The following is a 13,596-nucleotide window of genomic DNA, read 5'->3' as shown; positions in this document are numbered from 1 at the left end:
AGCGTCCAGAAAGGCGTACCCACGCGGAGCATGGGCACGATAGTGCTGCAGCGCTCTCGTTCCGCACTCACTCACGGCGCGTAAGGCAGTTCGCGCTTGTGCTGGGTCTTGGCGTAGGTTTCGCAAATGATCCGGAACGCTTCCTCGCGTACCGGTTCGCCGTGCAGGAAGGCGTCGATCTCGGCGTAGGTCACGCCGTGCGAAGCTTCGTCCGGTTTGCCGGGTGACAGGTCTTCCAGGTCCGCAGTCGGCACTTTCTCGACCAGCGATTCAGGTGCGCCGAAATGGCGGGCGATGGCGCGTACCTGGTTTTTCACCAGGCCGCTCAACGGTGCCAGGTCGCATGCGCCGTCGCCGAACTTGGTGAAGAAGCCCATCACCGCTTCGGCCGCGTGATCGGTGCCGATCACAAGGCCATGGTAAGCGCCGGCGACGGTGTACTGCGCGACCATGCGCATGCGCGCCTTGGTGTTGCCGAGCACGAAATCCACCGAAGTCGCTGGAAGCCCGTCGAAGGCCTTCACCTCAGCGGCCAGGGCCTTGACGCTGCTGCCGATGTTGATGGTATGGCGCTCGTCCGGCTCGATGAAGTCGACAGAGGCCTGGGCTTCGTGCTCATCGGCCTGCACCACATAAGGCAGGCGCACGGCGATGAAGCGATAGGCGTTGTCACCCGTGCTTTCACGCAGTTCCTTGACCGCGCGTTGGGCGAGCAGGCCGGCCGTCAGCGAGTCGACTCCGCCGCTGATGCCGAGCACCAGAGTCTTGAGCCGTGCGTTCTGCAGGCACTCCTTGATGAAGTTGACGCGGCGGGCGACCTCGGCCTGCAGCGCGTTCTGGTCCGCGAAAGGTGGCTGGACCTTGAGCTGTTCAGCAATCTGGCGCTGTACGGCGTGCATGATTCACTCCTCGTAGATAGGACAATTCAAGCGGGTTTTCCGGGCTCGGCAAATCCGGCACCTTGAACACATGCCGCAGGTAAGCGACAAAGTTCGGGTCCTTGCACTGCGTCTTGCCGGGCTCGTCAGAGATCTTCGCCACGGCCTGACCGGCGCAAGCCGTCATTTTCAATACCATGTTCATCGGCGCAATGCCGGGGATGTCGGCCGTCAGGTTGGTGCCGATCCCGAAGCTGACATTGATGCGTCCGCGCAACGCGCGAAAGATATCGAGCGCCTTGGGCAGGTTCAGCCCATCGGAAAACACCAGGGTCTTGCTCATCGGGTCGATACCGAGCTTCTGGTAATGCGAGATGCATTTTTCGGCCCACTTCACCGGGTCGCCCGAATCATGGCGCAAACCGTCGAACAGCTTGGCGAAGTACAGATCGAAGTCGTTCAGGAAGGCATCGGTGGTGATGCAGTCGGTCAGCGCGATCCCCAGCAGGCCGCGATATTCACGGACCCAGCAATCGAGCGCGGCAATCTGACTGTCGATCAGACGCGGTCCCAGCTGCTGATGGGCCATGATCCATTCGTGGGCCATGGTGCCCAAGGGCTTGAGGTCAAGCTGGCGGGCCAGATGCACATTGCTGGTGCCGACGAACTGGCCTGGAAAGTCGTTTTTCAGGACGCCGAGCATTTCTTCCTGCACGCGGTAGGAAAACCGCCGGCGCGTGCCGAAGTCCGCCACTTTCAGCTCGGCCAGCTCATCCGTCGTGGCATGCGTGGTCAACCATTCGAACTTGTCATACAGACGATCCCGCGCCTGGCTGAGCAGGGTGTCCGGGTAGCGATGCCGGTTGCGCACTTCGCTGACGATGGCCAGCAGCGGCACTTCAAACAGGATGACGTGCAGCCACGGCCCGTGCAGGCGAATGCACAGTTCGTCATTCTCGATGGTGGTTTTCACGTAGCGGGTATTGAAGCGGAACAGCCCGAGAAAGCGCAGAAAATCCGGTTTGATGAAGGTGATGCGTTCCAGAAAAGCCAGGTGCTCGGGGCTCAGGGACAGCTCGCACAACAGCTCGATCTGGTGCTTGATTTCATCCAGGTAGGGGCGAAGGTCCTCCCCGTTGCGGCAACGGAATTCCCACTCGACGTCCACGTTCGGGTAGTTGTGCAGGACGGCCTGCATCATGGTCAGCTTGTAGAAATCGGTATCGAGCAGGCTTTGCACGATGCGATTGGAAAAGGCGCTCTCGCTCATTGAATCAGGCTCTCCAGAGCAGCCGGATAAAGTGGGGCGCGTGACTTCCTGTCTGTCACCATGGAAGGCTCACGGCCGGATGGGTGTGCATTGTCGCCCTTAAGCGGGGGGTTGATCCAACTGTTCCAGCATCCACTGTAGAAAAACCCGGATTTTGGGCACGTCGGCGGTATGTTCCGGATAGGACAGGTAGTAGGCGCTGTTAGTGCTGGGCAATGCGTAATCCCAGGCAATCACCAGCTTGCCCTCGGCCAGTTCCTCCTCGACCAGAAAGCGTGGCAGCAGCGCGACACCGCAGCCGACCTGTGCCGCGCGGATGCACATATAGAAGGTTTCAAAGCGCGGCCCGTGATAGCTGTGGTCGGTGTGATAGCCCTGGCTTTCGAACCATTCATGCCAGGCTTCGGGGCGGAAGGCATTCTGCAACAGGACCAGTTCACTCAGTTGGGTCGGGTCGGCGAGAGGCTCGTCCGGCAGGCTTTCGGGGGTGCACACCGGCACCAGTTCCTCACCGAACAGCTTCACGCTTTCTGCGCCGGGCATGGCCGCCTGGCCGAAATAGAACGACACGTCACAGCGGCCCTTGATCAGGTCATCGGATTCCTGTTCGTTGATAAGGTCCAGGTGAATGTGCGGGTGACGCAAGCGCCAGCCCTTGAGGCGCGGCACCAGCCAGCGCGCGCCGAATGTCGACGGTGTGGAGACGCGCAACACCTCGGTTTCTCCGCCGTAGGAGCGCAGGAAGTGGGTAGACATCTCGATCTGGGTCAGGATCTTGCGCACTTCAGCCAGGTACAGCGCCCCGGCTGGCGTCAGTTGCAGACGGCGGCGCACGCGCTGAAACAGCAGGTGCTGAACCAGCTCTTCGAGTTGCGCGACCTGCTTGCTGACGGCGCTCTGGGTCAGGTTGAGTTCTTCTGCTGCGCGCGTGAAGCTCAGGTGCCGGGTCACTGCCTCAAAGCATTGCAATGCGGCTATCGAGGGCAGATGACGTTTGTTCAGCATGATGACTTCTCTGTCTGCGGCGCGCGCGGGCTGGCGTAAGCATTATGAATAATCGGAATGATATCTCGCTTAAAGGTCGTTTGTCGGGTGTATGCGGGGAGGTTATTACTGGCGTCGCGTGACGCGCTTTTCAGAATCTGACGATGGCTGCGGCAGGTCTCGTTTAATCCGCTAGCCTCAAATGGTGCGTCTCGTAGCGTTCACGCACCGGGCGTGTGCAATTCGGTGACGTGTGCTGTTACAGGTGGGTTGCCCATCCCGGCATGTGCTGGTTGCTACTCGAGTGCGCGTGGGTTGCTCTTTTTTCGTCCGGGGTTGCACCTTGCGCGTCTGAAGTAACCACGGTGCCCTGTTGCGCGGCGTTGAATGATGGAATGACACGAAAAACACGACATCGCCCTCAACCAAAAAGCGATGGCACGCGCCTTGCTCTGAGCAACTCTGTATCTGTTCGATCATGAAAGTGCCAACTAAAAAAATACCCTCAGGAGCACCACTTATGTCGCATACGTTTTACAGGAAAGATTTTCTGGCAATCGCAGTGGCTACTGCATTGGGCGTGTCTTCGTTTGCACAGGCGGACGTGAAAATCGGCGTAGCGGGCCCAATGACCGGCGCGAACGCGTCGTTTGGTCAGCAGTACATGAAGGGCGCGCAGGCAGCAGCCGATGCGATCAATGCGGCAGGGGGTGTCAACGGGGAGAAAATCGTACTGGTCGCGGGCGATGACGCTTGTGAGCCCAAGCAGGCCGTGGCAGTTGCCAACCGCCTGGTGGATCAGGACAAGGTGATTGGCGTGGTCGGGCACTTCTGCTCGTCGTCAACCATCCCGGCGTCTGAGATCTATGACGAAGCAGGCGTGATTGCCATTACGCCCGGCTCGACCAACCCGACAGTGACCGAGCGTGGTCTGAAAGATATGTTCCGCATGTGCGGTCGCGATGACCAGCAGGGTGTCGTTGCGGGGGACTACATCGTCGACGTGCTCAAGGGCAAGAAAGTCGCCGTTATCAATGACAAGGACACCTACGGCAAGGGCCTCGCGGACGCAACGGCCGCTCAGTTGACCAAGCGTGGCGTCGAGCCGATCCTCGAAGAGGGTCTGACCCGTGGCGAGAAAGATTTCAGTGCGCTGGTCACGAAGATTCGTTCGGTGGGCGCTGACGTCGTGTACTTCGGCGGTCTGCACCCGGAAGCCGGTCCACTGGTTCGGCAGATGCGCGAGCAAGGCCTCAAGGACGTCAAGTTCATGTCCGATGATGGTGTCGTGACCGACGAGCTGGTGACCACTGCAGGTGGCGCACAGTACGTCGATGGCGTGTACATGACCTTCGGCGCTGACCCGCGCGCATTGCCGGACAGCAAGGCTGTGGTGGACCAGTTCCGCAAGGCCGGTTACGAGCCTGAAGGTTACACGCTGTACGCTTACGCTTCGGTACAGGCCCTGGCGGCCGGTTTCAATGGCGCCAAGTCCAACAAGGGTGACGCAGCCGCCGTCTGGCTCAAGGCCAACCCGGTCAAGACCGTCATGGGTGAAAAAGCCTGGGATGCCAAGGGTGACCTGAAAGTCTCCGACTACGTGGTTTACCAGTGGGACGCCGCCGGCAAATACAAGCAACTCGAAAAACAGAAGTGAGATAGACCTCGCGTCAGTCCTGCGCGTCAGGTGCTGACCCGGTGATGGGCTCGCCCATGAGCGAGCCTGCATCTCTTTTATCGTTTTCGGACCTGTCGGTCATGCCTCACGAGGGTGTGACTGGCGGGGTGCTGAGCTGCCTTTTTGTGTGAGCGTGCGTGATGGATGGAATCTTCCTGCAACAAATGGTCAACGGACTCACTCTCGGGTCTGTCTACGGCCTCATCGCCATCGGTTATACGATGGTCTACGGCATCATCGGCATGATCAACTTCGCCCATGGCGACGTGTACATGATTTCCGCCTACCTGGCCGCCATCGGCCTCGCGGTTCTGTCGTTCTTCGGCGTGGAATCCTTTCCGTTCCTGATTCTCGGTACGCTGGTGTTCACCATTGTGGTCACCGGGGTTTACGGCTTCGTCATCGAGCGTGTGGCGTACAAGCCGCTGCGCAACTCGACCCGCCTGGCACCGCTGATCAGCGCTATCGGCATTTCCCTGATCCTGCAGAACTATGCACAGATCAGCCAGGGCGCGCGCCAGCAAGGCGTGCCTACGCTGCTTGAAGGCGCGTGGCGCTTCGAGGTCGGCAGCGGCTTCGTGCAGATCACCTACACCAAGATCTTCATCCTCATTGCCGCCTTCGTCGGCATGGGCGTGCTGACCTACATCATCAAGTACACCAAGCTGGGCCGCATGTGCCGGGCCACCCAGCAAGACCGCAAGATGGCCTCGATCCTCGGCATCAACACCGACCGGGTCATTTCCTATGTGTTCATCATCGGCGCTGCCATGGCGGCACTGGCCGGTGTGCTGATCACCATGAATTACGGCACGTTCGACTTCTATGCCGGCTTCATCATCGGCATCAAGGCGTTTACTGCCGCCGTGCTGGGCGGGATCGGCTCGTTGCCGGGTGCCATGCTGGGCGGCTTGATCCTGGGGGTTGCCGAGTCGCAGTTCTCCGGTCTGATCAACTCCGATTACAAAGACGTGTTCAGTTTCGGCCTGCTGGTGCTGATCCTGATTTTCCGTCCCCAAGGCCTTCTGGGTCGCCCACTCGTGGCGAAGGTATAAGTATGTCCGCTCCTGTTGCTGTTCCTGTTTCCAAACCTGTCGACATCAAGAAGAGTCTGATCGATGCCGTAGTCGCCGGGTTGCTGGCGCTGATCGTATTCGGCCCCATTGTCGGGATCGTGCTCGATGGCTACAGCTTCAACCTGCAACCGACGCGCGTGGCCTGGCTGGTGGGCGTGGTCATGATCGGTCGCTTTTTGATCAGTCTGTTTCTGCAAACACCCAGAGGCCTGCGTGTTTCCCAGAGCTTCGAAAGCTCCGACTCCGGCGTGCATGTACTCAAACCGGATCATCGATCGAGCCTGTACTGGGTCATTCCGCTGCTGATCGTGATTGCCATCGTGTTCCCGATCTTCGCCAACAAGTACATTCTGACCGTGGTCATCCTCGGTCTGATCTACGTGCTGCTGGGCCTGGGGCTGAACATCGTGGTCGGTCTGGCGGGGCTGCTCGATCTTGGCTACGTGGCGTTTTACGCCATCGGTGCTTATGGTCTGGCGCTGGGCTATCAGTATCTGGGCCTGGGCTTCTGGTCGGCCTTGCCGCTGGCGGCGATCGCGGCGGCGCTGGCCGGGTGCATTCTTGGCTTCCCGGTGTTGCGCATGCATGGCGACTATCTGGCCATCGTGACGCTCGGGTTCGGCGAGATCATTCGCCTGGTGTTGAATAACTGGCTGTCGTTCACCGGCGGCCCGAACGGTGTGCCGGTGCCGGCGCCCACCTTCCTCGGGCTGGAATTCGGCCGACGCGCCAAGGACGGCGGGGTGCCGATCCATGAATATTTCGGCTTCGATTACAACCCGGACCTGAAATTCATCTTCATCTACACCGTGCTGTTCCTGGTCGTGCTGGCGGTGCTGTTCATCAAGCATCGCCTGACCCGCATGCCGATCGGGCGTGCCTGGGAAGCCTTGCGCGAGGACGAGATCGCCTGTCGTTCGATGGGCCTCAATCATGTGCTGGTCAAGCTGTCGGCGTTCACCATCGGTGCGTCGACCGCAGGCCTTGCCGGAGTGTTTTTCGCCAGCTATCAGGGCTTCGTCAACCCGACCTCATTCACCTTTTTCGAGTCGGCGCTGATTCTGGCGATCGTGGTGCTGGGCGGCATGGGCTCGACCGTCGGTGTGGTGATCGCCGCGTTCGTGCTGACCGTTGCGCCTGAACTGCTGCGCAGCTTCTCCGAATACCGCGTGCTGCTGTTCGGGATTCTGATGGTGCTGATGATGATCTGGCGACCACGCGGCCTGATTCGCATCAGCCGCACCGGGGTAAAACCGCGCAAGGGCGCGCTGGTGACAGAGAGGGCTGCGCGATGAGCACTGAAGTGATTCTCTCCGTCGAGCACCTGATGATGCACTTTGGCGGCATCAAGGCCCTCAGCGACGTCAGCCTCAAGGTCCGGCGCAATTCGATTTTCGCCCTGATCGGCCCCAACGGTGCGGGCAAGACCACGGTCTTCAACTGCCTGACCGGTTTCTACAAGGCCACTGGCGGACGCATCGAACTGCACACTCGTGGCAAGACCACCAATGTGATCAAGCTATTGGGCGAGCCGTTCCAGGCGACCGACTTCGTGTCGCCGAAAAGCTTCCTCAGCCGGGTGTACTACAAGATGTTCGGCGGCACCCATCTGGTCAACAGGGCAGGGCTGGCGCGCACGTTCCAGAACATTCGCCTGTTCAAGGAAATGTCGGTCGTCGAAAACCTGCTGGTCGCCCAGCACATGTGGGTCAACCGCAGCCTGATCAGCGGGATCCTGAATACCAGGGGCTATCGCAAGGCCGAAGAGGATGCGCTGAACACCGCGTTCTACTGGCTGGAGGTGGTCGATCTGGTGGACTGCGCCAACCGTCTGGCTGGCGAGTTGTCCTACGGGCAGCAGCGCCGTCTGGAGATTGCGCGAGCCATGTGCACGCGGCCGCAGGTGATCTGCCTGGATGAGCCGGCTGCCGGTCTCAACCCGCAGGAAACCGAGGCACTCAGCGGCATGATCCGCCTGCTGCGTGACGAGCACGACATGACCATTGTGCTGATCGAGCACGACATGGGCATGGTCATGGGGATTTCCGACGATATTGTGGTGCTCGACCATGGCAACGTGATTGCGATGGGCGGGCCGGAACAGATCCGTAATGATCCGAAGGTGATCGCTGCGTATCTGGGCGCTGATGAAGAGGAGCTGGTATGAGCAAGCCGATCCTCGAACTGAAAGAGATCGATGTGTTTTACGGGCCGATTCAGGCCCTGAAGAAAGTCTCGCTGCACATCAATGAGGGTGAAACGGTGAGCCTGATCGGCTCCAACGGCGCGGGCAAGTCCACGCTGCTGATGTCGATCTTCGGTCAGCCGCGCGCGGCCAGCGGGCAGATCATCTATCAGGGCACCGACATCACCCAGAAGTCCTCGCATTACATCGCCTCCAACGGCATTGCGCAGTCGCCGGAGGGACGGCGGGTCTTTCCCGACATGTCGGTCGAAGAAAACCTGATGATGGGCACCATTCCGATTGGCGACAAGCATTCGGCCGAAGACATGCAGCGCATGTTCGAGCTGTTCCCCAGGCTCAAGGAGCGCCGCAATCAGCGCGCCATGACCATGTCCGGAGGCGAGCAGCAAATGCTCGCCATCGCCCGTGCGCTGATGAGTCGTCCGAAATTGCTGCTGCTCGATGAGCCAAGCCTGGGTCTGGCCCCGATCATCGTCAAACAGATCTTCTCGACCCTGCGTGAACTGGCAGCCACGGGCATGACGATATTTCTGGTCGAGCAGAACGCCAACCATGCGCTCAAGCTGTCCGACCGGGCCTATGTCATGGTCAATGGCGAGATTCGCCTGTCCGGCACGGGGCAGGAATTGCTGGTAAATGAAGAGGTAAGGAACGCTTATCTGGGCGGGCACTGAGTTCGTCAAAACCCTGCCGTTTTCGTCGCGCGCCCCGGATGCTCAAACATCCGGGGCGCGGTCGTCTGCAATTGTGGAAAACAATTTTGGCGCGTCTGATAAGTGCGACATAAAACCGCTGCAAAGGGTTGTTTTGTCACCGTTTTGACTTGTTCAGGTTTACTGTGGAACCGGCTGTTAATAACTTGGGAGTATTTACCTGCAGCCCTTTATGCATAAGGCCTGCAGAAGAATGATCAAATTTCGTACAGAGGTTTTCGGCCGACGTGACGGGGCATTTGTCAACAGCATCCGGGCTGGTCGTTCATACAGGCTTTACAGGCGAACAGCCTGTGGGTAAGTCTGTTAACAAGCCTTGGAAAGACTGCCCCGGACGTTATGGGGTCTGGGCTACAGGCCATCACTGTTTTCTGACGCTTGGCGACCCCTTGGCGGTCTCGGGCAAAGTCAAGGAAAAAACTTCGCCTGATACGCTGCAGGCCCCGAAACACGTGATGTTCAGCGTACCTGACTTGCCCCCAGAGATTGTGGGTCTGACTGTGGATAAGGTGGGCAAAAGTGCCTGTGAGGCCCGTAGCGCATGGCCCGCTCCGGGTTGGTTGTTTTTTGTACAAATACACTCGGTTGTTGCATCGATGTCCCGCTGACGGGCATTCTGCTGCCCTTGCCAGAAACTTATTAACAGGCAGCGCTGTTTTTGCGCCATGTCAGGAGAATGAAATGACTTCCACTGTATTCATCACGGGCGCCACTTCCGGTTTTGGCGAGGCGTGTGCCCGTCGTTTCGCCGAGGCGGGCTGGTCGCTGGTGCTGACCGGTCGACGCAAGGACCGCCTGGATGCCTTGAGCGCCGAGCTGTCGAAGCAGACCAAGGTGCATACGCTGGTGCTGGATGTACGTGACCGCAAGGCGATGGAGAGCGCCATCGCAGGTTTGCCTGAAGAGTTCGGCAGCATTCGCGGGCTGATCAACAATGCCGGTCTGGCGCTGGGAATCGATCCTGCGCCCAAGTGCGATCTGGATGACTGGGACACCATGATCGACACCAACGTCAAAGGTCTGGTGTACACCACGCGTCTGCTGCTGCCGCGTCTGATCGCGCACGGTCGCGGCGCGAGCATCGTCAACCTGGGTTCGGTCGCCGGTAACTACCCGTATCCGGGCGGCAACGTCTACGGTGGCACCAAGGCCTTTGTCGGGCAGTTCTCGCTGAACCTGCGCAACGACCTGATCGGCACCGGCGTGCGCGTCACCAACCTTGAGCCGGGGCTGTGCGAGAGCGAGTTTTCGCTGGTGCGTTTCGGCGGTGATCAGGCCAAGTACGACGCCACCTACGCAGGTGCCGAGCCGATTCAGCCTCAGGACATCGCCGACACCATCTTCTGGATCATGAACACACCCGCGCACGTCAACATCAACAGCCTGGAACTGATGCCTGTCAGCCAGACCTGGGCCGGCTTTGCGATTGATCGCAACCGCGGTTGATTGATTGCTGATCGGGCCGCGCAGCTGCGGCCCGATCAGCTGTCTGCGGGTGTTGGCGGCGGGAATGCACTGACGAAGCGATTTTCGACGAAATCTGCCAGGCCGATGTAGCAGGTCGCCAGGTGGTAGGGCGTGGTCGACGGCATGTCGCTGCGGCTGACCCTGCCATCGGGCTCGACGCACTCGTTCCAGCCCCTGGCATGCAGAAAGCGCTGCTCGAAGGCCGACAACTGCTGGGTCAAGGCCGCTTCGCAGTCCGGGCGCAGGGCCATGGCCCGCAGGTATTCCGCCTGGGCCCAGATACGCTGGGTGGCATCGCGTACCGTACCATCGAGCGCCAGCATCGCCGTCACAGCGCCGCTGTGTGGATCGACGCCCTGCGCCTGAGCGTAGGCGAACGCGCGGGTCATGGATTCATGCAGCTCGCGCCCGTGCAGTTCCGGCGACGATTGCAGCAGAAAGAACCATTCGAACTGATGCCCTGGCTCGTACCAGTTATCCACAGCGCCCAGAGGCTTCTCCAGCATCACGCCGGTTGCGGTATCGACGAAACGGCGCTGCATGTGGATAACCAGTGCGTCCAGTGCCGCCTGCGTGGCAGGGTCGGCACGCACCGACAGGGCAGCCAGAAACGCCTCTGCCAGATGCATCAAGGGGTTTTGCAACGGTCCGGTACCCAATACCGACCAGTCCTCAGCGAGCTGCGCCTCGTACAGCCCGTCGTCGTCGGCAAAGCGTTCTGCCACAACGTTGAGCGCTGCGTTGAGCACCGACTCTGCCAGCGGGTCCTGCACGTGCGCCCAGTAGTGGGCGCAGGCAAAGATAATGAAGGCGTGGGTGTAGAGGTCCTTGCGGCGATCCAGCGGCTTGCCCTGTGGATCGATGCTGTAAAACCAGCCGCCATGCTCGGCATCGTGGAAGTGCTGTTGCAGGGAACGGAACAATTCACCGGCCCGCGCCCGTGCATCTGGCACTTGCGCGTGATCGATGAGGCTGGAAAACAGAAACAGCTGACGCGCACAGGCCATGGCGCGATAGCGTTGCGGCGGTAACGGTTGATCACTGGCGTCGAGTGCTTCGTAGGGCAATGCCAGTTGTGCGTTCCAGCCAGGACCCTGCCACAGCGGAACGACGACCTGCATGAAGTGCTGCTGCAGGGCGGCGAACAGCGAGGTCAATTCAGGCGTGGAGGCGGAGCGGGTCACATGAGGCATCGGCTGGCATCGCGGCAGTGTCGAGGTGCGCAGCATGTTATCAGGATTGCTGCACGAGGGCGGGTGCTGATCGTTCCTCACGCCAGGCGCGTGAGGAAGCTCTGGCAGTCAGCCAATCAGCGCCAGTCGCTCATTGATCGCGGCTTCGATCCCTTGGGCATCCAGGCCGCACTCGGTGAGCATCTGCGCAGGCTTGGCATGCTCGACGTAGACATCCGGCAGACCCAGGTGCAATACCGACTTGAGGATATTGGCGCGTGCCAGGAACTCGCTGACCGCAGCACCGGCACCGCCCATGACGGCGTTTTCTTCCAGTGTGACCAGCAACTCGTGATTGGCGGCAGCTTCGCTGACCAGGGCTTCGTCCAGTGGCTTGACGAAACGCATGTCGATCACCGTTGCGTCGAGCTTCTCGGCCACCACCAGCGCCTCGGCCAGCTGCACGCCGAACGCCAGTATCGCAACGCCCTGGCCCTGACGCCGCACAATGCCCTTGCCGATCTCGACCGGGTCAAGACTGGCCTCGATCACCGCGTTAGGGCCGGTGCCGCGCGGATAGCGCACTGCTGCAGGACCGGTATGCAGGTAACCGGTGCTGAGCAGTTTGCGCAGTTCGTTTTCATCGCTAGGTGTCATCACCAGCATGCCGGGGATGCAGCGCAGGTAGGAGAGGTCGAAGCTGCCCGCGTGAGTCGGGCCGTCTTCGCCCACCAGCCCGGCGCGGTCGATGGCGAACAGCACGTCGAGGTTCTGTACCGCGACGTCGTGAATCAGCTGATCGTAGCCACGCTGCAGGAAGGTCGAATAGATCGCCACCACCGGCTTGCTGCCTTCGCACGCCATACCGGCCGCCAGGGTCACTGCGTGTTGTTCGGCGATGGCCACGTCGAAGTAGCGCTCGGGGAAGCGTTCGCTGAACGCGACCAGATCCGAACCTTCCTTCATTGCAGGCGTGATGCCGACCAACCGTGCGTCAGCGTCGGCCATGTCACAGATCCACTGGCCGAACACGCCGGAGTATTTCGGTGCGCTGATCTTTTTCTGCGCGGCAGGCGCATTCAGCGGCTCGAGCTTGGTAATGGCGTGATAGCCGATCGGATCGACTTCGGCCGGCGCAAACCCCTTGCCCTTCTTGGTCACCACATGCAGAAACTGCGGGCCCTTCAGGTCACGCATGTTGCGCAGGGTGGCGATCAGGGTCGGCAGGTCGTGGCCGTCGATAGGGCCGATGTAGTTCCAGCCCAGCTCTTCGAAAAGCGTGCCCGGGACCAGCATGCCTTTGGCGTACTCTTCGGTGCGCCGCGCGATTTCCCATGCTCCGGGCAGGCGCGAAAGCACCTTTTTGCTGCCTTCACGCATGCTGCTGTAGGTGCGGCTGGAAAGAATCTTGGCCAGGTAGTTCGACAGCCCGCCGACATTGCGCGAGATCGACATGTCGTTGTCGTTGAGAATGACCAGCATGTCGGCGGCCACTTCCGGCGCGTGGTTCAGCGCTTCGAAGGCCATACCGGCAGTCAGCGCGCCGTCGCCGATCACGGCAATCGATTTGCGCTCGCTGCCCTGCAGGCGCGATGCAATCGCCATGCCCAGCGCGGCGCTGATCGAGGTGCTGGAGTGCCCGACACCAAAGGTGTCGTACTCGCTTTCGCTGCGACGCGGAAAGGCGGCAACCCCTTCCTTCTGGCGCAGGGTGGACATGCGCGCACGACGGCCGGTGAGGATCTTGTGCGGATAGGCTTGATGACCCACGTCCCACACCAGACGGTCGTCCGGGGTGTCGAAAACGTAATGCAGCGCGATGGTCAGCTCGATGACCCCGAGGCCGGCACCAAAATGCCCTCCGGTCTGGCCAACGGAATACAGCAATTCCAGGCGCAGTTCATCGGCCAGGGTTTCCAGCTCGGCTTCGCCCAGACGGCGCAGGCCGTGCGGGGTATCGGCTCGGTCGAGCAACGGCGTGACCGGGCGCTCGCGGGGGATCTCTTTGAACGTCGTGGGCATCAGGCGAATCGTTATAAGTAAAAGAGGCGGCAGTTTACCTTATGCATCGTACGCTGCCCATGAAGTGAGTCGGCGGATGATCTGCCGACTGACATGTGTAATGACTGAGACCACGATGAAGCGTGGTTGA

11 protein-coding genes are annotated in these 13,596 nt (G+C 60.4%); 6 read left to right on the top strand and 5 right to left on the bottom strand.

From position 1 onward, the window contains the following. Positions 1-71: 71 nt before the first annotated feature. The 3 genes from nadE to KBY08_RS11215 form a co-directional block, all read right to left on the bottom strand. Positions 72-899, bottom strand: coding sequence for an ammonia-dependent NAD(+) synthetase (gene nadE, locus KBY08_RS11225; RefSeq protein ID WP_003317217.1), 828 nt, complete (start codon positions 897-899; stop codon positions 72-74). Next, entirely contained in the window at positions 871-2,148 is a 1,278-nt protein-coding gene (gene pncB / locus KBY08_RS11220; protein ID WP_111522154.1) for a nicotinate phosphoribosyltransferase, read from the bottom strand. The genes nadE and pncB overlap by 29 nt, the downstream gene beginning before the upstream one ends. A gap of 99 nt (positions 2,149-2,247) precedes the next feature. Then, positions 2,248-3,153 (bottom strand): LysR substrate-binding domain-containing protein, encoded by a 906-nt coding sequence (locus tag KBY08_RS11215; RefSeq protein ID WP_024641542.1) that lies wholly within the window; start codon positions 3,151-3,153, stop codon positions 2,248-2,250. A 499-nt stretch (positions 3,154-3,652) separates the two neighbouring features. Here KBY08_RS11215 and KBY08_RS11210 point away from each other — a divergent pair, with 499 nt between their 5' ends. From KBY08_RS11210 to KBY08_RS11185, 6 genes are all read left to right on the top strand, one after another. Further along, positions 3,653-4,789 (top strand): branched-chain amino acid ABC transporter substrate-binding protein, encoded by a 1,137-nt coding sequence (locus KBY08_RS11210; protein ID WP_058398825.1) that lies wholly within the window; start codon positions 3,653-3,655, stop codon positions 4,787-4,789. Positions 4,790-4,950: 161 nt separating this feature from the next. Next, on the top strand, positions 4,951-5,865 hold the full coding sequence (locus tag KBY08_RS11205) for an ABC transporter permease subunit (protein ID WP_011266504.1): 915 nt from the start codon (positions 4,951-4,953) through the stop codon (positions 5,863-5,865). 2 nt (positions 5,866-5,867) lie between these two features. Beyond that, on the top strand, positions 5,868-7,181 hold the full coding sequence (livM, locus tag KBY08_RS11200) for a high-affinity branched-chain amino acid ABC transporter permease LivM (protein ID WP_057458435.1): 1,314 nt from the start codon (positions 5,868-5,870) through the stop codon (positions 7,179-7,181). Further along, complete coding sequence (locus tag KBY08_RS11195) at positions 7,178-8,053, top strand: ABC transporter ATP-binding protein (protein ID WP_003431920.1); 876 nt, start codon at positions 7,178-7,180, stop codon at positions 8,051-8,053. Before livM ends, KBY08_RS11195 begins: the two co-directional genes overlap by 4 nt. Then, positions 8,050-8,766: an ABC transporter ATP-binding protein gene (locus tag KBY08_RS11190; RefSeq protein WP_004407872.1), complete on the top strand. Its 717-nt coding sequence runs from the start codon at positions 8,050-8,052 to the stop codon at positions 8,764-8,766. The genes KBY08_RS11195 and KBY08_RS11190 overlap by 4 nt, the downstream gene beginning before the upstream one ends. Positions 8,767-9,486: 720 nt before the next feature. Continuing rightward, a complete protein-coding gene (locus KBY08_RS11185; RefSeq protein WP_004407873.1) occupies positions 9,487-10,251 on the top strand; it encodes an SDR family oxidoreductase in 765 nt (254 codons plus the stop codon). A 35-nt stretch (positions 10,252-10,286) separates the two neighbouring features. Here the strand turns inward: KBY08_RS11185 and KBY08_RS11180 are convergent, their stop codons facing one another. Together KBY08_RS11180 and dxs are read right to left on the bottom strand one after the other, a co-directional pair. Continuing rightward, entirely contained in the window at positions 10,287-11,501 is a 1,215-nt protein-coding gene (locus tag KBY08_RS11180) for an AGE family epimerase/isomerase (RefSeq protein ID WP_060405961.1), read from the bottom strand. 72 nt (positions 11,502-11,573) lie between these two features. Continuing rightward, positions 11,574-13,466: a 1-deoxy-D-xylulose-5-phosphate synthase gene (gene dxs / locus KBY08_RS11175; RefSeq protein WP_060405962.1), complete on the bottom strand. Its 1,893-nt coding sequence runs from the start codon at positions 13,464-13,466 to the stop codon at positions 11,574-11,576. Positions 13,467-13,596 lie beyond the last annotated feature (130 nt).

Source organism: Pseudomonas sp. P135, from assembly GCF_020312125.1.
Lineage (GTDB): Bacteria > Pseudomonadota > Gammaproteobacteria > Pseudomonadales > Pseudomonadaceae > Aquipseudomonas > Aquipseudomonas fragariae.
Note: the sequence above shows the minus strand (reverse complement) of the source record. Positions and strands in the feature narration are given on the sequence as shown.